Below are 23,655 nucleotides of genomic sequence, written 5' to 3' on the forward strand. Positions count from 1 at the left end.
CGGACCTGCCCACCGCGCTTCCGGGGGTCGCTCGGAGCGGTATCCACAGGCTGTGGACAAGTCGGGAGTGCGGGGCGGCCGCTGGCGTAGCATGCAAGGGAATCGTCCGGTACCCCCCGCGGACTGGAACGGAAGGCCCGCAGTGTGAACGCAACAGCTTCCAAGGACCCGCTCGACGCCCGGGACCGCCCCGCCCGGCTCACCGTCGGCGTGGTGGGGGCGGGCCGTGTCGGCCCCGCCCTGGCCGCGTCCCTCGCCCTCGCCGGGCACCGCCCGGTCGCCGTCTCCGGGGTCTCCGACGCCTCCCGGCGGCGTGCCGCCGACCTCCTGCCCGATGTCCCCGTCGTGACGCCCGCCGACGTCCTCGCACGCGCCGAGCTCGTCCTGCTGACCGTCCCCGACGACGCCCTCCCCGGGCTGGTCGAAGGGCTGGCCGAGACCGGGGCGGTCCGCCCCGGACAGCTCCTCGTCCACACCTCCGGGCGGTACGGGACGAAGGTGCTGGACCCCGCGCGCCGGGCCGGCGCCCTGCCGCTCGCGCTGCATCCCGCGATGACGTTCACCGGCACCTCCGTGGACGTCCAGCGGCTGGCCGGCTGCTCCTTCGGGGTCACCGCGCCGGACGAGCTGCGACTCGCCGCGGAGGCGCTGGTCATCGAGATGGGCGGCGAACCGGAGTGGATCGCGGAGGAGTCCCGTCCGCTCTACCACGCGGCCCTCGCCCTCGGCGCGAACCACCTGGTCACCCTGGTCGCCCAGTCGATGGAGCTGCTGCGCACCGCCGGGGTCACCGCCCCCGACCGGATGCTCGGCCCCCTGCTCGGCGCCGCCCTGGACAACGCCCTGCGCTCCGGCGACGCGGCGCTCACCGGCCCGGTCGCGCGCGGCGACGCCGGCACGGTCACCGCGCACCTCGGCGAACTGCGCGCCCATGCCCCGCAGACGGTCGCCGGTTACGTGGCGATGGCCCGCGCCACGGCGGACCGCGCCCTCGCCCACGGCCTGCTCAAGCCGGAGCTGGCCGAGGACCTGCTCGACGCCCTGGCGGACGGCGGGTCCGGCCCGTCGCGCCCAGGCTCCCACGGCAGTGGACCGGAGGAGTCCTGATGACCGTCACCACATCCACCCCGGCCCTGCTGCACACCGCCGCCGACCTGCACACGTACGCCCCCGAGGGGCGGCGGGCCGTCGTCATGACGATGGGCGCCCTGCACGAGGGCCACGCCTCGCTCGTCCGCGCCGCCCGCGCCCACGCGGGCCCCGCCGGGCAGGTCGTCGTCACCGTCTTCGTCAACCCGCTCCAGTTCGGCGAGGCCGCCGACCTCGACCGCTACCCGCGCACGCTCGACGCCGACCTCGCGGTGGCCGGCGCGGCCGGCGCCGACGTGGTCTTCGCGCCGCCCGTGGACGAGGTCTACCCGGGCGGCGAGCCGCAGGTCCGGATCTCGGCGGGCCCGATGGGCGAGCGGCTGGAGGGGGCCTCGCGCCCCGGCCACTTCGACGGCATGCTCACCGTCGTCGCCAAGCTGCTCCACCTCACCCGGCCGGACACCGCGTTCTTCGGGCAGAAGGACGCCCAGCAGCTCGCCCTGATCCGGCGCATGGTGCGCGACCTGAACTTCCCGGTGGAGATCAACGGCGTCGAGACGGTCCGGGAGCCGGACGGCCTCGCGCTGTCCAGCCGCAACCGCTTCCTCGATCCGCACGAGCGCCGCACCGCGCTCGCCCTCTCCCGCGCCCTGTTCGCGGCCCGCGACCGGCTCGCCGCCCAGGCCGCCCTGCACGCCCGCGCGCAGGCCACCGGCGCCACCGAGGACCGGGCCGCCGGGCTCAACCGGCTCGGCGAGGCCCGCCTCGCGGCCGACGCCCAGGCGGTGGCCCGGGCCCGCCCGGACGCCGGACCCGCCGCCGCGCGCGCGGCCGCCCGCACGGTCCTGGAGGACGCGGAGGCCGCGAGCCCGCCGCTCGCCCTGGACTATGTGGCGCTCGTGGACCCGGCCGACTTCACCGAGATCCCCGACGACCGCGCGGCCGGTGAGGCGATCCTCGCCGTCGCCGCCCGGGTCGGCGCCACCCGCCTCATCGACAACATCCCCCTCACCTTCGGAGCGACCCCGTGACCGGAATACGGCTGACAGCCCCCGCACCCGGCTGGTCCATCGACGCCGACGTCGTGGTCGTCGGCTCCGGTGTCGCCGGGCTCACCACCGCCCTGCGCTGCGCCGCCGCGGGCCTCGCCACCGTCGTCGTGACCAAGGCCCGCCTGGACGCCGGCTCCACCCGCTGGGCCCAGGGCGGCATCGCGGCGGCCCTCGGCGAGGGCGACACCCCCGAACAGCACCTGGACGACACCCTGGTCGCCGGCGTCGGCCTCTGCGACGGGTCCGCGGTGCGGGCCCTGGTCACCGACGGTCCGGGCGCGGTGCGCCGGCTGATGGAGACCGGTGCCCGGTTCGACACCGCCGAGGACGGCTCCGTCGCCCTCACCCGCGAGGGCGGCCACCACCGCCGCCGCATCATCCACGCGGGCGGCGACGCGACCGGCGCCGAGGTCTCCCGCGCCCTGGTGGAGGCGGTGCGCGCGGCCGCCCTGCACACCATCGAGAACGCCCTCGTGCTCGACCTCCTCACCGACGCCGAAGGCCGTACCTCCGGGGTCACCCTGCACGTCATGGGCGAGGGCCAGCACGACGGCGTCGGCGCGGTCAACGCCCCGGCCGTGGTCCTGGCCACCGGCGGCATGGGCCAGGTCTTCTCCGCCACCACCAACCCCTCGGTCTCCACCGCCGACGGCGTGGCGCTCGCGCTGCGGGCCGGCGCGGAGGTCTCGGACCTGGAGTTCGTCCAGTTCCACCCCACCGTCCTCTTCCTGGGCGCCGGCTCCGAGGGCCAGCAGCCGCTGGTCTCCGAAGCGGTACGCGGCGAGGGCGCCCACCTGGTCGACGCCTCCGGTACGCGCTTCATGCTCGGGCAGCACGAACTGGCGGAGCTGGCCCCGCGCGACATCGTCGCCAAGGGCATCACGCGCCAGATGCAGCTCAAGGGCACCGACCACATGTATCTCGACGGCCGCCACTTCGGCGCCGAGATGTGGGAGCACCGCTTCCCGACGATCCTGGCCGCCTGCCGGTCCCACGGCATCGACCCGGTCACCGAGCCCATCCCCGTAGCCCCCGCCGCGCACTACGCGTCCGGCGGCGTCCGCACCGACCTGCGGGGCCGTACGACCGTCCCCGGCCTGTACGCCTGCGGCGAGGTCGCCTGCACCGGGGTGCACGGCGCGAACCGGCTGGCGTCCAACTCGCTGCTCGAAGGACTCGTCTTCGCCGAGCGCATCGCCGCCGACATCATCACCGACCGCCCCGCCGCCGGCGAGGCCGTCGGGCCCGCAGGGACCCCGGTCCCGCTCCTCGCCCCCGAGACCCGGCTCACGGTCCAGCGCGCCATGACCCGGGGCGCCGGGGTGCTGCGCTCCGCCGAGAGCCTGGCCACCGCCGCCGCCGAGCTGGAGGAGCTGCGGCTCGGCGCGCACGAGACCGGGGCGGCCGAGGCGAAGCCCGCGGTGCCCGGCGTCGAGGCGTGGGAGGCCACCAACCTGCTGCTCGTCGCCCGGGTCCTGGTCGCCGCCGCCCGCACCCGCGAGGAGACCCGCGGCTGCCACTGGCGCGAGGACCGGCCCGAGCGCGACGACGCCGACTGGTGCCGCCACCTCGTCGTACGGCTCGGCCCGGACGGCGGTCTCGTCCTCCGTCGGACGGATACCGAGGCATTCGGGCCCGTGGACGCGCCCGGGGCACCAGACTGCGCAGCGACGAGCACCACCCACCCCACTCCCGAGGAGCCGTAACCGTGAGCACGCCCGAAGAGAATCCGCGCCCCACACCCGTGGACGTACCGCTGATCCGGGTCGGTGCGCCCGCCCCCGCCGCGGGCGGCTGCGGGGACGGCTGCGGCTGCGGCGGCGACGAGGAGTACGAGGAGTGCGGGCTCGACCCCGCGCTCGCCCAGCTCCTCGCCGAATCCGGCCTGGACCCGATCCAGGTCGAGGACATCGCGCACCTCGCCATCGCCGAGGACCTGGACGGCGGGGTGGACGTCACGACCGTCGCCACCGTCGCCGAGGACGCCGTGGCCACCGGTGACTTCACCGCCCGCGAGGCCGGTGTGGTGGCCGGGCTGCGCGTGGCGGAGGCGGTCCTGTCGATCGTCTGCACCTCCGAGTTCGAGGTCGAGCGGCACGTCGAGGACGGCGACCGCGTCGCCCCCGGCCAGAAGCTGCTGACCGTCACCACCCGCACCCGCGACCTCCTCACCGGCGAGCGCAGCGCCCTCAACCTGCTCTGCCGCCTCTCCGGCATCGCCACCGCCACCCGCGCCTGGGCCGATGTGCTGGAGGGCACCAAGGCCGAGGTCCGGGACACCCGCAAGACGACGCCGGGGCTGCGCGCCCTGGAGAAGTACGCGGTGCGCTGCGGCGGCGGCGTCAACCACCGGTTCTCGCTGTCCGACGCCGCGCTGGTCAAGGACAACCACGTCATCGCGGCGGGCGGGGTGGCCGAGGCGTTCAAGCGGGTCAGGGAGGAGTTCCCGGAGCTGCCGATCGAGGTCGAGGTCGACACGATGGACCAGGTCACCGAGGTCCTGGAGGCGGGCGCCGACCTGATCCTGCTGGACAACTTCACCCCGGCCGAGACCGCCGAGGCGGTCGCCCTGACCGGCGGCCGCGCCTTCCTGGAGTCCTCCGGCCGGCTCACCCTCGACTCGGCCCGCGCCTACGCGGAGGCCGGGGTCGACTACCTGGCCGTGGGCGCGCTGACCCACTCCTCGCCGATCCTGGACATCGGCCTGGACTTCCGCGACACCGACGGGGCCGGCGCCTGATGCTGCTCACCATCGACGTCGGGAACACCCACACCGTCCTCGGCCTGTTCGACGGCGAGGAGATCGTGGAGCACTGGCGGATCTCCACGGACGCCCGCCGCACCGCCGACGAGCTCGCCGTGCTGCTCCAGGGCCTCATGGGCATGCACCCGCTGCTCGGCATGGAGCTGGGCGACGGCATCGAGGGCATCGCGATCTGCTCCACGGTCCCGGCCGTGCTGCACGAGCTGCGCGAGGTGACCCGCCGCTACTACGGCGACGTCCCCGCCGTGCTCGTGGAGCCCGGCATCAAGACCGGGGTGCCGATCCTGATGGACAACCCGAAGGAGGTCGGCGCGGACCGCATCATCAACGCGGTCGCCGCCGTCGACCTGTACGGCGGTCCGGCGATCGTGGTCGACTTCGGCACGGCCACCACCTTCGACGCGGTCTCGGTCCGGGGCGAGTACACCGGCGGTGTCATCGCGCCCGGCATCGAGATCTCCGTCGAGGCGCTGGGCGTCAAGGGCGCCCAGCTCCGCAAGATCGAGCTGGCCCGGCCGCGCAGCGTCATCGGCAAGAACACCGTCGAGGCCATGCAGGCAGGCATCATCTACGGCTTCGCGGGCCAGGTCGACGGGGTCGTGGAGCGGATGAAGAAGGAGCTGGCGGCCGACCCGGACGACGTCACCGTCATCGCGACGGGCGGCCTTGCTCCGATGGTGCTGGGCGAGTCCTCCGTCATCGACGAGCACGAGCCCTGGCTGACCCTCATCGGGCTCCGCCTGGTGTACGAGCGCAACGTGTCGCGGCTGTAGCGGAGGGCCTCTGACCGGCGGCTCCGGGTGTGAGGACGCTCCGGGGCCGCCGCGCCACCGACGACCAGTTAAGCCGATTTTGTCCCTTTAGCACGTATTGTCGCGTCATGCCCACGCCCTACGGATCACGCGGCGGTATGGCCTTCAGCGCGGACGAGCTGCGAGTGCTCCGACGCGCCCTCGCCTTCGCGCTGCACCCCGCGCCCCTGCCCGACGAGGATGTCCAGGACTGCCTGCGGCTGGCGGGCAGCGTGGACGAGGCCGTCGCCGAGGCCGGACGGCTGCGCGCCTTCCTCCTCGCCGACCTCGTCCGCTACCGCGACGCCCTTCCCGGCTCCCTCACCGGCTATCTGGAACTCCTCCAGGACGCCCTGGCCGCCGGATACGACCCGCTCCCCGAGGACCTGGCCGCGCTGCGCGCCCTGCGCGGCGGCCCGCTCGCCGCGGCCCTCCTGGAGCGCTGCCAGATGATCGCGGAGCGCTCGGTGCGGGCCCGGCTCGCCGGACGCGCGGCGACCACCCCGGCGCCCCGCAGCCGGTTGCTCGCCCTGCCCGGCGGGCGCGCCGCCGAGCCGGACAGGCCGAAGGCGCCGCCGGCCCCGGCCCGCCCCGTGCCGCCGTCCGAGCGCCCGGCCCCGAAGCCCTCCGAGGTCTTCCCGCCGCGCCGCCCGGTGCCCCAGCCGCCTCAGCGCCGCGCGGGGTAGGGCCTCTCCGGCGGCCGGGAAGCCGCTCGCTACTCTGGGGGCATGGACTACGTATCCGCGCTCGTGCCCCCCGTGGTGATGGCCGCCTTCTTCATCGGCCTGGTCGTGACGATCGTCAAGAGCCAGGGCGGCCCCAACAAGGCCAAGGAGGACGCGGCCGTGGACGCGGCGATCGGCCGCGCCGAGTCGGTTCAGCAGACCCCGCGCACCGAAGGGGCCTGACTCCTCCGGTGCGCGCCAGGCGCTCCCGTCATACGAAAAGGCGTACGACTCCCGAGGGGTCGTGCGCCTTTTTGCTGTGTAAATAGCTACGCATTCCAGACATCTGGCACTAAGGTGACGCTGTGCCCCGTCAATTGGGAGAGCTCGAAGACGCCGTGATGACACGGGTCTGGGAATGGAACCGTCCGGTCACTGTGCGGGAAGTCCTGGAGGACCTTCAGCAGGAGCGGTCCATCGCCTACACCACCGTCATGACGGTAATGGACAATCTCCATCAGAAGGGCTGGGTCCGCCGCGAAGTGGAGGGCCGGGCATATCGATATACGGCCGTCTCCACCCGCGCCGCATACGCCGCCGCCCTGATGAACGAAGCCTGGTCGCTCAGCGACAACCCGGCGGCCGCGCTCGTCGCGTTCTTCGGGATGATGTCCGCCGAGCAGCGCGAGGCTCTGCGCGACGCGATGCGGATCGTTCTGCCCACTCTTCCCGAGGACGGCGCGGCCCCCGCGGACGAAGCCGGGGACGGCGAAGCCGGTGAAGCGGCCGATGGGGCGGAGTCGGAGACCGGGCGATAGCGTCTGCGTATGTCCTCAGAGCTTCCGCAAACCGATTCCCAGACCGAACCGTCGGTTATAAACGTGGCCATCACCGTCCGGCGCGCACGGACGAGCGATGTGCCCGCGGTCCGCCGTCTCCTCGACGGCTACGTGCGGGAAGGCATCCTCCTCGACAAAGCCACGGTGACGCTTTACGAGGACATCCAGGAGTTCTGGATCGCCGAACGCGACGAGGACGCCTCGGTCGTCGGCTGCGGTGCGCTGCACGTCATGTGGGAAGACCTCGCCGAAGTCCGCACGCTCGCCGTCGACCACGGCCTCAAGGGCGCCGGAGTGGGCCACCAGGTCCTCGACAAGCTGCTGCGGACCGCCCGCTGGCTGGGCGTCCGCCGGGTTTTCTGTCTCACCTTCGAAGTCGACTTCTTCGCGAAGCACGGCTTCGTGGAGATCGGAGAGACGCCCGTCGACGGAGATGTCTACAGCGAGCTGCTGCGTTCCTATGACGAGGGAGTCGCGGAGTTCCTCGGTCTCGAACGAGTGAAGCCGAACACCTTGGGCAACAGCCGGATGCTTCTGCACCTGTGACCGCGCGAAGAGCCGGAAGAGGGGGCGGCGCCCCTATGTCCGAATCGCGCATGTTTCCCGTCTCCTTGAGCTGCTGAACCTCTCCCGGGGGTTTGTGTTTTCCGAGGAAAAGCGGTTTCCTTTCCGCGTACTCCATTTTCGATGAAAGGAAATCCGGTGGCACAGAAGGTTCAGGTCCTTCTTGTTGACGACCTCGACGGTGGCGAGGCGGACGAGACGGTGACGTTCGCGCTGGATGGCAAGACGTACGAGATCGACCTCACCACCAGCAACGCGGACAAGCTGCGTTCCCTTCTCGAGCCCTACGCGAAGAACGGCCGGCGTACCGGTGGCCGTGCGGCGTCGGGACGTGGCAAGGGCCGCGCCGTCGCCGGTGGCAACAAGGACACCGCCGAGATCCGTAAGTGGGCCCGCGAGAACGGCCACAATGTGAATGACCGCGGCCGCGTCCCCGCCGAGATCCGCGAGGCTTACGAGAAGGCCAACGGCTGAGCCACGGGCTCATCGTGGAACAAGCCCGCCCGGGCACGCGCCAGTCGGGCCCGGTGGCATTCCGTCGCCACGGCGTCCACGAGCCGGACGAGGTCGGGGGCATCGGTACGCCTGCTCCCGAAGCCGGAGAAAGCCGGGAGAACCGGCGCTTCGTCCTGTTCCCGTGACGGCCTGGGGGGCCGCAGCCAGGAGGCGGCCCCCGGCTCCGCCGGACGCCCCGGCGGCGGCGGAGCGGTGATCCGCCCGCCCGCGCCCAGCCCGGTCAGCGACAGCGCGACCCCGCCCCACTCCAGCCAGTCGAGCAGCCCCGGCAGCTCCTCCGCGCTCCCCGGCGCCACCAGCAGGCTCATCCGCAGCCCCATGAGCGCCACCGGCCCCGTCGGGCCCACCCGCCGCAGCGCCGCGTGTCCGGCCACGGCGGGGACGACGAGCACGTCGAACCGCAGCCCGGTCAGCAGCCGCACCGGCGCACCGCCCGCCGTGGCCCAGCCCAACTCCCGCTCGTACCACCCGGCCCAGCCGTCCCACGGCTCGCCCCGGGCGTCACCGCCCAGCTCGACGGAGGGCGGGACACGGGGCGGCGGGACGGTGAGGGTCATGACGGAACAACCCCCGACCGGCCCCTCAGGTTACGTAGCGCGTACGCACGACCGCATAGGGTGTCCGGGTTGGGAGCGTAAGGGCGCATTCAGGAGTACGAAGATGTTCGCCCGTAGCGGAGGGAACCCGCGTACGCCGCATGGACTGTCTGTAATTGCGGGTAAGACATCCCTAGTGGGGAGGGGCGACACGCAAGCCATGCACGTCTCACGTTCGCCATCGGCGTACTGGCGACTGGGGTATTGGCCTGGCCTGCGGGAACATCGTCTCGCACCATCGGGTTGGAGCAGTTGTCGGCGTTCGGGGCGGGCGATCCCCCCGGGAAGCAGGGCCGGGTGTCGGCAGTCGAAATGAGCGGTCCCCGCTTGCGGGACTAAGCTGCGGAAGGACAGGGAGGGGACCGACCCCTTACTGCCTGACCGCTCTGAGGAGCGATTAACGATGTTCGAGAGGTTCACCGACCGCGCGCGGCGGGTTGTCGTCCTGGCTCAGGAAGAAGCCCGGATGCTCAACCACAACTACATCGGCACCGAGCACATCCTCCTGGGCCTGATCCACGAGGGTGAGGGTGTCGCCGCTAAGGCACTGGAGAGCCTCGGGATTTCGCTCGAGGCGGTCCGCCAGCAGGTGGAGGAGATCATCGGCCAGGGCCAGCAGGCCCCGTCCGGCCACATCCCCTTCACCCCCCGGGCCAAGAAGGTCCTGGAGCTGTCGCTCCGCGAGGCCCTCCAGCTCGGCCACAACTACATCGGCACGGAGCACATCCTGCTCGGCCTGATCCGCGAGGGCGAGGGCGTCGCCGCCCAGGTCCTCGTGAAGCTCGGCGCCGACCTGAACCGGGTGCGCCAGCAGGTCATCCAGCTGCTGTCCGGGTACTCCGGCGGCAAGGAGGCGGCCACCGCAGGCGGCCCCGCGGAGGGCACGCCCTCCACGTCGCTGGTGCTCGACCAGTTCGGCCGCAACCTCACGCAGGCCGCCCGCGAATCCAAGCTCGACCCGGTCATCGGGCGCGAGAAGGAGATCGAGCGGGTCATGCAGGTGCTCTCCCGCCGCACCAAGAACAACCCGGTGCTCATCGGCGAGCCCGGCGTCGGCAAGACGGCGGTGGTCGAGGGCCTGGCCCAGGCCATCGTCAAGGGCGAGGTGCCCGAGACCCTGAAGGACAAGCACCTCTACACCCTCGACCTCGGCGCCCTGGTCGCCGGCTCCCGCTACCGCGGTGACTTCGAGGAGCGCCTGAAGAAGGTCCTCAAGGAGATCCGCACCCGCGGCGACATCATCCTGTTCATCGACGAGCTCCACACCCTGGTGGGTGCGGGCGCCGCCGAGGGCGCGATCGACGCCGCGAGCATCCTCAAGCCCATGCTGGCGCGAGGCGAGCTGCAGACCATCGGTGCGACCACCCTGGACGAGTACCGCAAGCACCTGGAGAAGGACGCCGCGCTTGAGCGCCGGTTCCAGCCGATCCAGGTCGCGGAGCCGTCGCTGCCGCACACCATCGAGATCCTCAAGGGTCTGCGCGACCGCTACGAGGCCCACCACCGCGTGTCCATCACGGACGAGGCGCTGGTCCAGGCCGCGACGCTGGCCGACCGGTACATCTCGGACCGCTTCCTGCCGGACAAGGCGATCGACCTGATCGATGAGGCCGGTTCCCGGATGCGCATCCGCCGGATGACCGCGCCGCCGGACCTCCGCGAGTTCGACGAGAAGATCGCGGGCGTGCGCCGCGACAAGGAGTCGGCCATCGACTCCCAGGACTTCGAGAAGGCGGCCTCCCTCCGCGACAAGGAGAAGCAGCTGCTGGCGGCGAAGGCCAAGCGCGAGAAGGAGTGGAAGGCCGGCGACATGGACGTCGTGGCCGAGGTCGACGGCGAGCTCATCGCCGAGGTCCTCGCCACCGCCACCGGCATCCCGGTCTTCAAGCTGACCGAGGAGGAGTCCTCCCGGCTGCTGCGCATGGAGGACGAGCTCCACAAGCGCGTCATCGGGCAGAAGGACGCCATCAAGGCGCTCTCGCAGGCGATCCGCCGTACGCGGGCCGGTCTGAAGGACCCGAAGCGCCCCGGTGGCTCGTTCATCTTCGCCGGCCCGTCCGGTGTCGGTAAGACCGAGCTGTCCAAGACGCTCGCCGAGTTCCTGTTCGGCGACGAGGACGCGCTGATCTCCCTCGACATGTCGGAGTTCAGCGAGAAGCACACGGTCTCGCGTCTCTTCGGTTCGCCCCCCGGCTACGTGGGCTACGAGGAGGGCGGCCAGCTCACCGAGAAGGTGCGCCGCAAGCCGTTCTCCGTCGTCCTCTTCGACGAGGTCGAGAAGGCCCACCCCGACATCTTCAACTCCCTGCTCCAGATCCTGGAGGACGGTCGCCTGACCGACTCCCAGGGCCGGGTCGTGGACTTCAAGAACACGGTCATCATCATGACGACCAACCTCGGGACCCGGGACATCTCCAAGGGCTTCAACCTGGGCTTCGCCGCCCAGGGCGACGTCAAGACGAACTACGAGCGGATGAAGGTCAAGGTCAACGACGAGCTCAAGCAGCACTTCCGGCCCGAGTTCCTCAACCGTGTCGATGACACGGTCGTCTTCCACCAGCTCAGCCAGGAAGACATCATCGAGATCGTCGACCTGATGATCGCGAAGGTGGACGAGCGGCTCAAGGACCGTGACATGGGCATCGAGCTCAGCACGGAGGCCAAGAAGCTGCTCGCCAAGAAGGGCTACGACCCCGTGATGGGCGCCCGGCCGCTGCGCCGGACGATCCAGCGCGAGATCGAGGACATCCTCTCGGAGAAGATCCTCTTCGGCGAGCTGCGCCCCGGCCACATCGTGGTCGTCGGCAGCGAGGGCGAGGGCGACGACGAGAAGTTCACCTTCCGCGGCGAGGAGAAGTCGGCTCTGCCCGACGTCCCGCCGATCGAGCAGGCGGCGGGCGGCGGCCCGAACATGACGAAGGAAGCGTGACAGGCGCCTTCTGCCCCTCCCGGCAGTAGCGCCCGAGCGTCCCAAGGGGCGGCCCCGACCGGTTTCGACCGGCCGGGGCCGCCCCTTTTCGCGTCGCGGACACGGTGACAGCGGCGTCACAGGAACGTTCCGGTCGCGTTCGCTACGCTCGTTGACCGAAAGACGCTGGTTAATCTGGCCCCGCTTCGGGTGATCGGCCCGGGCGGGGCTTTTCGATTGCGAACGAGGAGCCCGGGACCGCGTCATGAACGAGGGGGACGGGCACGCCATGGGCAGAGGCGATGTGTCGCGCAGGCGGATGTTCAAGCTGGCCGGAGCCGGGGCGGGGCTGGCCCTGCTGGGCGCCGGGACCGCGGCCTGCGGCCCGGTCGAGGAGCCGGTCGAGGGCGGCGGCTCCGGTTCGCCGAAGCCGGGGGAGTCCGGCAAGCCCGGGGGCGACGTCCCCAAGCCGGGCGGGAAGCCGAAGCCGGCCTGGCAGCACGCCACCACGTACGACGGGCTCGCCTGGATCTCCGCGGTCGCCGTGGTCGACGACGTGGTGCTGGTCTCCGGTGACCCGCTGGTGGCCCGCGACCTGACCACCGGCAAGGAGCTCTGGTCGCGCGCCGAGGTGACCACCCCGGGCGCGAGCATGCTGATCGGCGACGGAACGCTCTACCTGGCCAGCGCCCGCTACGACGGCAACATCATCGGGCTCGACCCCAGGACCGGCAAGGACACCTGGCGCAGCCGGCTCGGTGACAAGGAGTACTCCCAGCCCCGGGTCATCGCCGCCGACGCCGACCACGTCTATGTCGTCGCCGGGATCCTGGACAAGGACTTCCGCACCCCGGACAACGTGATCGCCGCCATCGACACCTCCTCGGGCAAGGTCGTCTGGCGCGAGCAGCGCGACCACGGCACCGATGCCAACGGCCTCACGGCACGGGTCTCCGGCAAGCGCCTCGTCTACACGGACTTCCGCGAGAACCTCACGGTCCGCGACACCTCGACCGGCCACCAGGTCTGGACGAAGAAGATCGGCCGCAGCGGCAACCGCGGCTTCGAGGTCCACGAGGGCCTGGTCATCATCGCGACCGGTGAGCAGCTGCGCGCCTTCGACCTGGAGACGGGCGCCGAGCGCTGGTCCTTCGCGACCGAGAAGTACAGCCGGTTCAACGACCCGGCCGTTCTGGACGGCGTCCTCTACGTCTCGGACACCGTCCACGCCCTGTGGGCGGTCGATCCGGCGACCGGAAAACGCCACTGGCACAACCCGGAGAGCCTGGACATCGATGCCCCCTGGCAGTTCGCCAAGGTGGGCGGTGTCCTCTACGGGGCCACCCAGTTCGACAAGAACGGCGGCATCCACGCCTTCGACCCGGCCGACGGCAAGCTGCTCTGGACGTACAACGACGGCTCCGGCGACCTCGACCGCTGGTACCTGGCGGCTGGCGCCAAGCGGCTGGTCGCCCTGCACGCCAAGAAGGTGACCGGGCTGCCCGTCGGGTAGTGATCGGCACCGGGCCGAAGGTCCCGAAACGGACGGCCTTCGGTCCCACCGCCGGTGACAAGGCGCACAGGCCATTCGGGGCCTACTAGCCGCCTTAGGAGCAGCGGGCCCGATCCGTCGGGGGCCTTTCGGCCCTGCGGCGGACGGGCCCTCGGCGTGTGCGGAGGCGTAGGCCCGCACAGAGGGCGTATGTCCGATTAGGGCGGTTTGGAACTGGGCCTAAACCTGTTCCGGGAGGGACTTTCGGGGGACTTCCGGAGGGGGTCGGGTGGGGGTCCGCCGGGCGAATTCCCGGGGCGCTTTCTACGGCTTTTGATCGTAGATGGGGTGTTTGAGTACCGGCGGGGGTGCGGGTTACCAAGGTATGGCCAGCCCGGCGCACCGCCGGGTCCAGTCATCTCCGGAGGTTTTCCGCTTATGTCGAAGCGCGTTACGTTCCAGTCCCGCCGCCCGTCCGTGTCCCGTGTCCGTGGCGCCGTGGTGGCAGCCGGCCTGGGGACGTCGATGGTTCTCGGTGCGGGCGCTGCGTTCGCGGCCGGCACTGCGGACGCCCCCCAGGCCCCGGCCCTGGTCTCCTCGGCCACCGCCGACTCGGTCGCCCAGCAGGCGACCGCGCAGGGCAAGGCCGCGGCCAAGCACGCGGCCGAGAAGAAGGCCGACGCGGCGAAGAAGAAGGAAGCCGCGAAGAAGAAGGCCGCGGCCAAGAAGAAGGCCATCGCCAAGCTCCCCTGGGAGACCCCGGTCGCCCACTACAGCCTGACCGCGAGCTTCGGCAACGACGGCAGCCGCTGGGCGCACAAGCACTCCGGCCAGGACTTCGCCGTGCCGATCGGCACCAAGGTCGAGGCCGCCCACAGCGGCACGATCGTGAAGGCCGGCCCGAACGGCGGCGGCGACGGCCCCGCGTACGGCAACGCCATCGTGATCTCGCACGGCAACGGCACGTACTCGCAGTACGCGCACCTGTCCAAGATCGATGTGCACATCGGCCAGCACGTGAAGAAGGGCGAGAAGATCGCCCTGTCCGGCAACACCGGCAACACCAGCGGCCCGCACCTGCACTTCGAGATCCGGACCACCCCGAACTACGGTTCGGCGGTCAACCCGGTCAACTTCCTGCACAAGCACGGCATCAACATCTGATCCGTCCTGTGTCCCCGGCCCCCGGCCCCTGCCCCCGAGCAGGGCTACCGGGGGGCTTCCGGGTCATGGGCCCGGGTGACCAGCTCGACGGCGACCTCGAGAGCGGCCTTGCGCTTCTCCTCGGGGTCGCCTTCGACGTCCTTCAGGGCGAGCATCCCGGCGTGCAGGGTGAAGAGCGCGCTGAAGCACCGCACCTGGTCGGTGAGGGGGGCGTCGGGCTCCTTGATCAGGTCGACCAGGCCCAGGACCCGGTGCTTGATGGTCTCGCCGATGCTCAGATCGCGTACCGTCGCCTGGTTCTCCTGCATGAAGCGGAAGAGCGCGGAGGCGTTGCTCATCGCCGCGCTGTAGCGGACCAGGATCTCCTTCTTGGTCTCCAGCGTGCGCGGCTGCTCCTCGCCCCAGACGATCAGCTCCTCGATCGGCCGGTTCAGGTCATCGAAGATGCTGACGAGGATGTCTTCCTTCGTCTTGAAGTGGTAATAGAGCGCCGCCTTGGTGACGTCCAGGCGTTCGGCGATCTCCCGCAGCGAGGTCTTCTCGTACCCCTGCTCGGCGAAGAGCTCCAGCGCGACGTCCTGGATGCGCTGGCGGGTGTTGCCCCGGCGCGGCTGCGGCGTGCTGCCCATGCTGCTCTCCCAAGAACTTACTTGACGCCCGGCTAGTTACGGGGCTACCTTCCCCTAGTGTAAGCAACTAGCCGGGCGGCAAGTAAGGGCCCGGTGGCAGGGTGACTGGGGAGTTGGGGAAGATGGCGGACCTGATCAAGACGGCGGACGGGAAGGCGGGCGGCCCACCGGCCACGAAGGCGGAGCCGGCGGCTCCGCCGCAGCGCAGCGTCCGGGTGGTGGTGCTCGCCCTGATGATCGCCATGCTCCTCGCGATGCTCGACAACCTGATCGTCGGCACCGCGATGCCGACCATCGTCGGTGACCTCGGCGGCCTCGAACACCTCTCGTGGGTCGTCACGGCCTACACCCTGGCCACCGCCGCGTCCACGCCCATCTGGGGCAAGCTCGGCGACATGTACGGACGCAAGGGCATCTTCCTCACGTCCATCGTGATCTTCCTGATCGGCTCGGTCCTCAGCGGCATGGCCCAGGACATGGGCCAGCTCATCGGCTTCCGGGCCATCCAGGGCCTCGGCGCCGGCGGTCTGATGGTCGGCGTCATGGCGATCATCGGCGACCTCGTGCCGCCCCGTGAGCGCGGCAAGTACCAGGGCATGATGGCCGGCGTGATGGCCATCGCCATGATCGGCGGACCGCTGGTCGGCGGCACCATCACCGACCACCTCGGCTGGCGCTGGAGCTTCTACATCAACCTGCCGCTCGGCGCCGTCGCACTGATCATGATCACCGCCGTCCTGCACCTGCCCAAGCGGGAGCGCACCAAGCGGAACGTCGACTACCTCGGCGCCGCGCTGCTCACCATCGGCATCACCGCGATCGTGCTGGTCACCACCTGGGGCGGTTCCGAGTACGACTGGAACTCCGCGGTCATCATGGAGCTCATCGCGATCGGCGTCGCCGCGCTGGCCGGCTTCCTCTTCGTGGAGACGAAGGCCGCCGAGCCGATGATCCCGCTCCACATCTTCCGCAACCGCAACTTCACGCTCATGTCCGTGGTCGGCTTCATGGCCGGGTTCGTGATGTTCGGCGCGGTGCTGTTCCTGCCGCTCTACCAGCAGTCCGTGCAGCACGCCTCCGCGACCAACTCGGGGCTGCTGCTCCTGCCGATGCTGCTGTCCATGATGATCGTCTCGCTCATCGCGGGCCGGGTCACCACCAGCACCGGCAAGTACAAGGTCTTCCCCATCGTGGGCTCGATCCTCATGGTCATCGGCCTCTTCCTGCTCGCGCAGATGGACACCGGCACCAGCCGCTTCACCTCCGGGCTCTACATGGCGGTGCTCGGCGCCGGCATGGGCTTCCTGATGCAGATCACGATGCTCGTCGCGCAGAACAGCGTCGAGCTGAAGGACATGGGCGTCGCCTCCTCCTCGACCACCCTGTTCCGTACGCTCGGCAGCTCCTTCGGCGTCGCCATCATGGGCGCGCTGTTCACCGGCAAGGTCCAGGACGAGATGGCGGCCCACGGCGGCGGCGCGGCCACCGCGCACTCCGCCCAGCTGGACGCGGCGAGCCTGGCCAAGCTGCCGGTGCCGGTGCGCGAGGCGTACGAGTTCGCGGTGTCGTCCGGCACCCACATCGCGTTCCTCGTCGGCGCCTCCGTCGGCCTGGTCGCGGTCGTCGCCTCCCTCTTCGTCAAGGAGGTCCCGCTGCGGGGAGCGGGCCCCGAGGCCAAGCCCGCCCCGGCGGTCTCGGAGATCTGACCGGACACGGATGTACGCAGAGGGCCCCGGGAGCACGCCCCCGGGGCCCTCTCCCGTGTCAGCTCCCCGGCTCCGGGCTCCGCTGCTCCGCGAACTGGAGCATCGGATAGCTGCCCGTGGCCGTCGGCGCGTGCTCGGGCAGCCACAGCACCGCGACCGCCCCGCCGCTGCCCTCCGCCGCACCCTCCGGCGCCGCGTTCCGGAAGGTCAGCCGGGCCCCGAGCACCCGGGCCTGGCCCGCCGCGATCGTCAGCCCGAGACCGTGCCCGTGCCCGGCCCGGTCGGTCGACCCGGTACGGAACCGGCTCGGCCCCTCCCGCAGCAGCGCCGCCGGGAACCCGGGCCCGTGGTCGCGGACCCGCACCACCCGGCCCTCGACCGTGACCTGCACCGGGGTCGACCCGTGCTTGGCCGCGTTGCCCAGCAGGTTGCCGAGGATGCGTTCCAGGCGGCGCGGGTCCGTGTTGACCCAGGAGTCGTGGACGACCTGCACCCGGACCTCCGGGTCCAGCAGCGCCACCCGCCGGCTGACGAACTCGCCGAGCGCGATCTCCTGGAGCTCGGCCCGCTCCGACGCGCTGTCCAGCCGGGCCACCTCAAGCACGTCCTCGACCAGCGTGCGCATCGCCTGGGCCCGGTCGCGTACCAGCTCCGTCGGGCGGCCCGGCGGCAGCAGCTCGGCCGCCGTCAGCAGCCCGGTCACCGGCGTACGCAGCTCGTGCGCGATGTCCGCGGTGACCCGGCGCTCCGCCTCGATCCGCCCGTTCAGCGCGTCGGTCAGCGCGTCCACCGCACCGGCCAGCTCGTCCGTCTCGTCGCGCACGACACCGCCGACCGCGTCCCGGACCCGGACGTCCGTGTTGCCCTGGGCGACCTTCCCCGCCGCCGCGGCCGCCTTGCGCAGCCGGCGCGAGAGCTGGCCGCCGATCAGCACACCCAGCGCGGAGCCGCCGAGGACCACCGAGACCGAACCGATGATCAGGGCCCGGTCCAGGTCGCCCATGATCGTGGTCGAGCGGTCCGCGAACCGGGTGTGCAGCGACAGCACGTTCCCGTTGCCCACCGGCACGGCCGCCCAGACGTCGGGCACCCCGCCGGAGTCGTCCACGTGCGTGGCGCGGCGGTTGTGCCGGACCTCCTCGCGCAGGCTCCGCGGCATCGTCGGGTCGTTGAGCTTCGCCCCGAACCGGGGGTCGGCCTTCTTCGTCTTCTTCGCCTCGTACAGCAGCTGCGCGTAGGTCAGCCGCTCCAGCTGGACCTCGCGGGCGTTCTCCAGCATCGAGACACGGGCCGCGTTGTGCACCACCAGGCTCAGCGCGACCGCGATCAGCGCGCCGACCGCCGCGATCGCGATGCTGATCTTCCAGCGGACGCCCGTCCGCAGGGAGGGCCGCCTCATGCCCGGAGCTTGTAGCCGAAGCCGCGGACCGTCTCGATCCGGTCCTGGCCGATCTTCGTACGCAACCGCTGCACATGGACGTCCACGACCCGGGTGTCGCCGCCCCAGCCGTAGTCCCAGACCCGTTCGAGCAGCTTGTCGCGGGAGAGCACGGTGCCGGGCGCCGAGGAGAATTCCAGGAGCAGCCGCATCTCGGTCGGCGTCAGCCCCACCTGCGCACCGCCCCTGCGGACCTCCATGCCCTCGGTGTCGACCTCCAGGTCCCCGAAGACCAGCACCCCGCCGACGGCCTCCGGCTCCGGCTGCCCGCCGCCGGCCAGGCCGCCCGACGCATGGCCGAAGCGGCGCAGCACCGCCCTGATCCGGGCCACCAGGACCGCCCCGTCGAACGGCTTGGTGACGTAGTCGTCCGCGCCGGCCTCCAGGCCGAGCACCACGTCGATCGAGTCGGCCCGCGCCGACAGCATGATCACGGGGACCGTCGACTCGTCCCGGATGCGGCGGCACAGGCTGACGCCGTCCAGACCGGGGACCATGACGTCGAGCAGCGCGATGTCGGGCCGGTCCGCCCGGAACGCTTCGAGGCCGGCCAGCCCGTCGGGCACCGCGGTGACCGCGAAGCCGTCCCGTTCCAGCGCGAGCTGGGTGGCCTCGCGGATGACGTCGTCGTCCTCGACGAACAGCACATGGGTCTCGGCCATCGGAAAGCTCTCAGTTCCTGGGCGGTTCCGAGGGCTCGGGAAGCTCCCCGTCGCCCGCGCCCACGGCTCGGTTGAAGTCGTTGCGCACCCGGTCCTCCTCGTTGAACCGGCCGTTCGCCCAGTGGTACGTGATCACCTCGTCGCCCGAGGGATAGGCCACCGAGTCCTTCTTCTCGTACACCTGGGTCGTCACGACCAGGTCGCCCCGGTCGATGGTGCCGTAGACGGCGGGCTGCTCCACGGCGAAGACGTTCTCGTACGTGCCGTTGGCGCGCGGCCGGTAGACGTAGGTGCCGACCCCCACCGAATCGCCGCAGGTCATCACGTTCACCACGACGTCGGCGGACGGGCCGCCGGTGATCCTGCCGTACGAGGTGTCCACCGGATACTCGTCGCCGCTGCACGGCTTCAGGTCCATCCGGACCCGCCCGCTGACCTTCGGGTCCGCCTTCAGCAGCGCCACGGCGTCCACCCGGGGCGCGGGCTTCGCGGTGGCGGCGGCCGTCGTGCTCGGGGTGACCTGGACGACCGGCTCGGCGCCCGCCGGGCCCTCGTCCCGGGTGCCCGTGCCGCCGGTGGAGCAGCTGGCGGCGAACAGCCCGAAGGCGGCGAGGCCGGCCAGTGCCGCGCTGCTCGCCGCCCAGCCGGTCAGCAGGCGTCTGCCGGAGCCTGCCCGTCCCCCGCCCGTTGTGCCGATGACCGTGTCGTCGTCACCGCTGCCTGTCAGGCCGCGCACCGCTCCCGCCCCCGCTTCTCGGCGAGCCGGGCCTCCCGGCTCGCCGCTTCCCTGTTCTCCAGCTCCTGGCGCAGTCGTGCCAGCGCACGGTGCAGCGTGCTCTTCACCGTACCGGCCGACATGCCGAGCGCCGCGGCCGTCTCCTCCGTGCTCATCTGCTCCCAGTGTCGCAGGACGACGACACTGCGCTGCTTGGGAGCGAGCACCCCCAGGATGTCCATCAGCAGGGCGCGGTCGGCGCGCTGCTCGGTGCCGTCCTCGATGCTGGCGTCGGGCAGCTGCTCGGTGGGCACCTCGTCCAGCTTGCGGGCCCGCCACCACTCGGTACGGGTGTTGATCATGACGCGGCGCAGATAGGCGTCGGCGAGGGACTTGTCCTCGATGCGGTCCCAGCGGCCGTAGGTCCGGGCCAGCGCGGTCTGGAGCAGGTCCTGTGCGTCCACGGGGTCCGGGACGAGCCGGCGCGCACTGCGCAGCAGCGCCTCCTGCCGGGTCCGTACGTACTCTTCAAAGCCGAGCACCTCGCCCTGCGCCATCACAACCGCCTCCATCCCGGTGGATCCCCGTAGACCGCTCGTACCGCTGTCCGCCGGTGGTCGTTCCGGCTGACGTCGCAGACGCTACGGAGCGGTTGTCACGAGGCTGTGCGGGGCAGCCGTACGCGGGCGCACGGCTGTCCATCGGTTGTGTAACAGCGCGGGGAGGAGACCGGACAAACGATCCCGCGCCGGACGCGCGAAGGGCCCGCCCACCCCGTCATTGTCACGGGGCGGGCGGGCCCTGTCCGCCGTTGTCACGAAGGCGGGCGGACGCTGTTACGCGGGTGGGACGGCCCGGTCGCTCAGGTCAGCGGCAGCCGGTAGCGGCCGCCGGCCAGCGGCTCGACCAGGCCGTCGGCGACGAGCCCGTCCAGAGCCCGGGCCCGCTGCACCGGCTCGTCCCACACCGCGTCGAGCGCCGCCTGCGGCACCGGGCCGACCGCTTCGCGCAGCACGGCGAGGAGCCTGCCGCGCACCTGCCGGTCCGTGCCGGCGTAGGTCTGGCCCCGGCGCGGCGGCCCCTGGTGCGCGGGCTTCCCGGCCAGCCGCCAGGCGCACTGCTCCGCGATCGGGCAGCGCGAGCAGTCCTCGTTCTTCGCGGTGCAGACGAGGGCGCCCAGCTCCATCGTGGCCGCCGCCCAGCGGGCCGCCCGCTCGTCCTCGTCGGGCAGCAGCTCCCGGGCGAGCCTGCGCTCGGCGGCGGTCGTCGCGTTCGGCGGGTACTGGATGCCGGTCGCGGCCCGTGCGAAGACCCGGCGGACGTTGGTGTCGAGGACGGCGTGACGCTGCCGGTACGCGAACGAGGCCACGGCCGCCGCCGTGTACTCGCCGATGCCGGGCAGGGCGAGGAGCTGGGCGTGCTCACTCGGTACGTCTCCGCCATGGCGTTCCGTTATCGCCTGGGCGGCCCCGTGCAGGCGCAGGGCACGGCGCGGGTAGCCGAGCCGGCCCCAGGCGCGGACCGCCTCGCCGGGCGGCTCGGCCGCGAGGTCGGCGGGGCGCGGCCAGCGGGCGAGCCACTGCTCGTACACCGGGAGGACCCGGCTGACGGGGGTCTGCTGCAGCATGAACTCGCTCACCATCACGCCCCAGGCACCCGCTTCGGGGCGGCGCCAGGGCAGATCGCGGGCGTGCTGGTCGAACCAACCGATCACGGGGGTGTGGAGGGAGGCGGGGGGCGTCTGTGTCGCAGTCGTGGCAGTCATCGCACCATCGATCCTGACACGGCGTTCCGCTTGGAGGCCCCACGCCCCGCGAGCCGTTGCGGCAACTGGCCGATGGGCCGTTTTCCGCCCGACCGAGGGTGTTGACCATGCGCAAACGTTTCGTCGCGCAGGGTCACCTCACGTGTGCTCGACGCCCGAACTGGCCCTCGCGGGATGATGATCCGCAAAACTTGGGGATCAAGGCGGCGGGTGGGGCGGGAGTTGGGCCGGATCTCTCGTACAGTTTGGGCCGTGGGATCTCTGCGCAATCCGATCGGTCCGCTACCCTCCAGCATCTACTGGCGACGGAGGGCGGTCGCTGCGGTCCTGGTCGTGCTGATCGCGCTGCTGATCGCATGGGCCGTCACCTCCGGTGGCGGCAGCGGGGATCACCACGACGACTCCAAGCCGCCCGGCTCCGGCCCCGCGGGCTCGATCACGCCCGGACCTTCCGGTTCCGGCCCCGCGATCAGCGAACAGCCCGGCGGGAGCGGCGGATCGGACGGCTCCGGCGGCAGCATCGGTGACCAGGACGGCAGTTCGGGCGGCGGTTCCGCCGGTACGGGCGGCGGCTCGGGTTCCTCGGATGCCAACGGCGGCGGCCAGGACACCGGTTCGGGTTCCGCTTCCGGTTCCACCGGCTCCGGCACGGGTGACGGGGCGGAGGCCGCGCGTCCGGTCCCGGCCGGCTCCTCGCTCGCCGACTGCGCCGCGGGCGCGATCCGGATCGGCCTGAAGACCGAACTCAGCTACGCCCCCGACGAGAAGCCGAAGTTCCGGCTGTTCGTCACGAACAACTCGTCCACCGCCTGCAAGGCCGACTTCGGGCCGAAGAGCGCGGTGCTCACCGTCACCGAGGCGGGCGGGGACGACGACGAGGTGTGGTCGTCCAAGGACTGCCCGCGCAACCCGAAGCCCGTCCTGATCGAGGTGCCCGCCGGGAAGACCGTCGTGCACACCGTGGAGTGGGACCGCGACCGGAGCGCCCCCAAGTGCGCGACGCCGCCCGCGGGCAAGGCCGAGCCGGGCACGTACCTCGTGGAGGCCAAGGCACCGGGCCGGCCCGTGCAGCGCGCCTCGTTCGTCCTCGCGAAGGACTGAGCGGGCGCCCCGGGGGACGGCCGGGGGTCTACACGTACCGTTCGAGGATGGACGACTCGGCCAGCCGGGACAGGCCCTCGCGCACGCTGCGCGCCCGGGCCTCGCCGACCCCGTCCACCGTCTGGAGGTCGTCCACGCTCGCCGCGAGCAGCTTCTGCAGACCGCCGAAGTGCTCCACGAGCCGGTCGATGATCGCGCCGGGCAGCCGCGGCACCTTCGCCAGCAGCCGGAACCCGCGCGGCGACACCGCCGAGTCCAGCGTCTCGGGCGAACCGCTGTAGCCCAGCGCCCTCGCGACCACCGGAAGTTCGAGCAGCTCCGTGTGGGTCAGCGAGTCCAGCTCGGTCAGCGCCTCCGCCACCGTGCGTGAACGCTTCGCCGTCGGCTCCGGCACGTAGTCCCGCACGACCAGCTCGCGCTCCGGCTCCACGCCCGCGATCAGCTCGTCCAGCTGGAGCGACAGCAGCCGTCCGTCCGTGCCGAGCTCCACCACGTACTCCGCGATCTCCGTCGCGATCCGGCGGACCATCTCCAGGCGCTGGGCCACCGCCGTCACGTCCCGGACGGTCACCAGGTCCTCGATCTCCAGCGCCGAGAGCGTCCCGGCGACCTCGTCCAGCCGCAGCTTGTACCGCTCCAGGGTGGCGAGGGCCTGGTTGGCGCGGGACAGGATCGCCGCCGACTCCTCCAGGACCCGCCGCTCCCCGTTCACGTACAGCGCGATCAGGCGCATCGACTGGGAGACCGAGACGACCGGGAAATTGCACTGCTTGGAGACCCGGTCCGCCGTGCGGTGCCGGGTGCCGGTCTCCTCGGTGGGGATCGACGCGTCCGGGACCAGCTGCACCCCGGCGCGCAGGATCTTCGTCATGTCCTTGTCGAGGATCAGGGCGCCGTCCAGCTTGGCCAGCTCCCGCAGCCGGGTCGCGGTGAACTCCACGTCCAGCACGAAGCCGCCCGTGCACATCGACTCGACGGTCTTGTCCATGCCGAGCACGATCAGAGCCCCGGTGTTGCCGCGGAGAATGCGCTCCAGGCCGTCCCGCAGGGCCATTCCGGGCGCGACGGCGCTCAACGAGGCGCGCATCAGCGCCTCGTTGCCCGTGGTTTGGCCGGACTTTCCGGGCGATGCTGCCCGGTCGCTGGCTGCCACTGCACTCCTCCGGTCACAGGTTTGCGGTGCCCTCGTGGCCTGTCGG

The 23,655-nt window shown here is 71.6% G+C and carries 23 protein-coding genes; 15 read left to right on the forward strand and 8 right to left on the reverse strand.

Features of this window, described 5'->3' with window-relative positions:
- Nucleotides 1-144: 144 nt before the first annotated feature.
- From OG867_RS17965 to OG867_RS18010, 10 genes are all read left to right on the forward strand, one after another.
- Nucleotides 145-1,107, forward strand: coding sequence for a Rossmann-like and DUF2520 domain-containing protein (locus tag OG867_RS17965; protein WP_406286593.1), 963 nt, complete (start codon nucleotides 145-147; stop codon nucleotides 1,105-1,107).
- Nucleotides 1,107-2,120, forward strand: a complete 1,014-nt coding sequence (panC, locus tag OG867_RS17970; RefSeq protein ID WP_328900842.1) for a pantoate--beta-alanine ligase — start codon at nucleotides 1,107-1,109, stop codon at nucleotides 2,118-2,120. The genes OG867_RS17965 and panC overlap by 1 nt, the downstream gene beginning before the upstream one ends.
- A complete protein-coding gene (locus OG867_RS17975; protein ID WP_406286596.1) occupies nucleotides 2,117-3,847 on the forward strand; it encodes an L-aspartate oxidase in 1,731 nt (576 codons plus the stop codon). Before panC ends, OG867_RS17975 begins: the two co-directional genes overlap by 4 nt.
- Nucleotides 3,848-3,849: 2 nt before the next feature.
- Entirely contained in the window at nucleotides 3,850-4,881 is a 1,032-nt protein-coding gene (gene nadC / locus OG867_RS17980; RefSeq protein ID WP_328900840.1) for a carboxylating nicotinate-nucleotide diphosphorylase, read from the forward strand.
- The gene (locus OG867_RS17985) at nucleotides 4,881-5,678 is read left to right on the forward strand and encodes a type III pantothenate kinase (protein ID WP_328900839.1); all 798 of its coding nucleotides are present in this window, start codon (nucleotides 4,881-4,883) and stop codon (nucleotides 5,676-5,678) included. Before nadC ends, OG867_RS17985 begins: the two co-directional genes overlap by 1 nt.
- Nucleotides 5,679-5,815: 137 nt before the next feature.
- On the forward strand, nucleotides 5,816-6,382 hold the full coding sequence (locus tag OG867_RS17990) for a hypothetical protein (protein WP_406291018.1): 567 nt from the start codon (nucleotides 5,816-5,818) through the stop codon (nucleotides 6,380-6,382).
- A gap of 42 nt (nucleotides 6,383-6,424) precedes the next feature.
- On the forward strand, nucleotides 6,425-6,604 hold the full coding sequence (locus OG867_RS17995) for a hypothetical protein (RefSeq protein WP_328900838.1): 180 nt from the start codon (nucleotides 6,425-6,427) through the stop codon (nucleotides 6,602-6,604).
- Nucleotides 6,605-6,726: 122 nt separating this feature from the next.
- On the forward strand, nucleotides 6,727-7,179 hold the full coding sequence (locus OG867_RS18000) for a BlaI/MecI/CopY family transcriptional regulator (RefSeq protein WP_406286599.1): 453 nt from the start codon (nucleotides 6,727-6,729) through the stop codon (nucleotides 7,177-7,179).
- 9 nt (nucleotides 7,180-7,188) lie between these two features.
- A complete protein-coding gene (locus OG867_RS18005) occupies nucleotides 7,189-7,746 on the forward strand; it encodes an amino-acid N-acetyltransferase (protein ID WP_328900836.1) in 558 nt (185 codons plus the stop codon).
- Nucleotides 7,747-7,902: 156 nt separating this feature from the next.
- Nucleotides 7,903-8,238: an Lsr2 family protein gene (locus OG867_RS18010; RefSeq protein WP_328900835.1), complete on the forward strand. Its 336-nt coding sequence runs from the start codon at nucleotides 7,903-7,905 to the stop codon at nucleotides 8,236-8,238.
- Here the strand turns inward: OG867_RS18010 and OG867_RS18015 are convergent.
- Entirely contained in the window at nucleotides 8,217-8,837 is a 621-nt protein-coding gene (locus tag OG867_RS18015; RefSeq protein ID WP_328900834.1) for an SCO3374 family protein, read from the reverse strand. The two genes, OG867_RS18010 and OG867_RS18015, sit on opposite strands and share 22 nt — an antisense overlap.
- 442 nt (nucleotides 8,838-9,279) lie before the next feature.
- Between OG867_RS18015 and OG867_RS18020 the strand changes: the two genes are divergently transcribed.
- From OG867_RS18020 to OG867_RS18030, 3 genes are all read left to right on the forward strand, one after another.
- The gene (locus OG867_RS18020; RefSeq protein WP_328900833.1) at nucleotides 9,280-11,805 is read left to right on the forward strand and encodes an ATP-dependent Clp protease ATP-binding subunit; all 2,526 of its coding nucleotides are present in this window, start codon (nucleotides 9,280-9,282) and stop codon (nucleotides 11,803-11,805) included.
- Nucleotides 11,806-12,049: 244 nt separating this feature from the next.
- Entirely contained in the window at nucleotides 12,050-13,297 is a 1,248-nt protein-coding gene (locus tag OG867_RS18025) for a PQQ-binding-like beta-propeller repeat protein (protein WP_328900832.1), read from the forward strand.
- Between the two features lie 417 nt (nucleotides 13,298-13,714).
- A complete protein-coding gene (locus tag OG867_RS18030) occupies nucleotides 13,715-14,440 on the forward strand; it encodes a M23 family metallopeptidase (protein ID WP_328900831.1) in 726 nt (241 codons plus the stop codon).
- A 44-nt stretch (nucleotides 14,441-14,484) separates the two neighbouring features.
- Here OG867_RS18030 and OG867_RS18035 read toward each other — a convergent pair whose 3' ends face one another.
- Complete coding sequence (locus OG867_RS18035) at nucleotides 14,485-15,069, reverse strand: helix-turn-helix domain-containing protein (protein ID WP_328900830.1); 585 nt, start codon at nucleotides 15,067-15,069, stop codon at nucleotides 14,485-14,487.
- A 122-nt stretch (nucleotides 15,070-15,191) separates the two neighbouring features.
- Between OG867_RS18035 and OG867_RS18040 the strand changes: the two genes are divergently transcribed.
- Entirely contained in the window at nucleotides 15,192-16,775 is a 1,584-nt protein-coding gene (locus OG867_RS18040; RefSeq protein ID WP_328900829.1) for an MDR family MFS transporter, read from the forward strand.
- 58 nt (nucleotides 16,776-16,833) lie between these two features.
- Here the strand turns inward: OG867_RS18040 and cseC are convergent, their stop codons facing one another.
- The 5 genes from cseC to OG867_RS18065 form a co-directional block, all read right to left on the reverse strand.
- The gene (gene cseC / locus OG867_RS18045) at nucleotides 16,834-18,174 is read right to left on the reverse strand and encodes a two-component system sensor histidine kinase CseC (protein ID WP_328900828.1); all 1,341 of its coding nucleotides are present in this window, start codon (nucleotides 18,172-18,174) and stop codon (nucleotides 16,834-16,836) included.
- Nucleotides 18,171-18,875, reverse strand: coding sequence for a two-component system response regulator CseB (gene cseB, locus OG867_RS18050; RefSeq protein WP_328900827.1), 705 nt, complete (start codon nucleotides 18,873-18,875; stop codon nucleotides 18,171-18,173). The genes cseC and cseB overlap by 4 nt, the downstream gene beginning before the upstream one ends.
- 10 nt (nucleotides 18,876-18,885) lie before the next feature.
- Complete coding sequence (locus OG867_RS18055; protein WP_406286605.1) at nucleotides 18,886-19,611, reverse strand: hypothetical protein; 726 nt, start codon at nucleotides 19,609-19,611, stop codon at nucleotides 18,886-18,888.
- Nucleotides 19,599-20,147 carry a SigE family RNA polymerase sigma factor gene (locus OG867_RS18060; protein WP_018102282.1) on the reverse strand — a complete coding sequence of 183 codons (549 nt, stop codon included), beginning with the start codon at nucleotides 20,145-20,147 and terminating at the stop codon, nucleotides 19,599-19,601. Before OG867_RS18060 ends, OG867_RS18055 begins: the two co-directional genes overlap by 13 nt.
- A 305-nt stretch (nucleotides 20,148-20,452) precedes the next feature.
- Nucleotides 20,453-21,355, reverse strand: coding sequence for an A/G-specific adenine glycosylase (locus OG867_RS18065; protein ID WP_328900825.1), 903 nt, complete (start codon nucleotides 21,353-21,355; stop codon nucleotides 20,453-20,455).
- 333 nt (nucleotides 21,356-21,688) lie between these two features.
- On the opposite strand from OG867_RS18065, the gene OG867_RS18070 reads away from it, so the two are divergent.
- The gene (locus OG867_RS18070; RefSeq protein WP_406291021.1) at nucleotides 21,689-22,456 is read left to right on the forward strand and encodes a hypothetical protein; all 768 of its coding nucleotides are present in this window, start codon (nucleotides 21,689-21,691) and stop codon (nucleotides 22,454-22,456) included.
- 28 nt (nucleotides 22,457-22,484) lie between these two features.
- Here the strand turns inward: OG867_RS18070 and disA are convergent, their stop codons facing one another.
- A complete protein-coding gene (gene disA, locus OG867_RS18075) occupies nucleotides 22,485-23,609 on the reverse strand; it encodes a DNA integrity scanning diadenylate cyclase DisA (RefSeq protein WP_328900824.1) in 1,125 nt (374 codons plus the stop codon).
- Nucleotides 23,610-23,655 lie beyond the last annotated feature (46 nt).

It is taken from the genome of Streptomyces sp. NBC_00209 (assembly GCF_045206345.1).
Classification (GTDB): Bacteria; Actinomycetota; Actinomycetes; order Streptomycetales; family Streptomycetaceae; genus Streptomyces.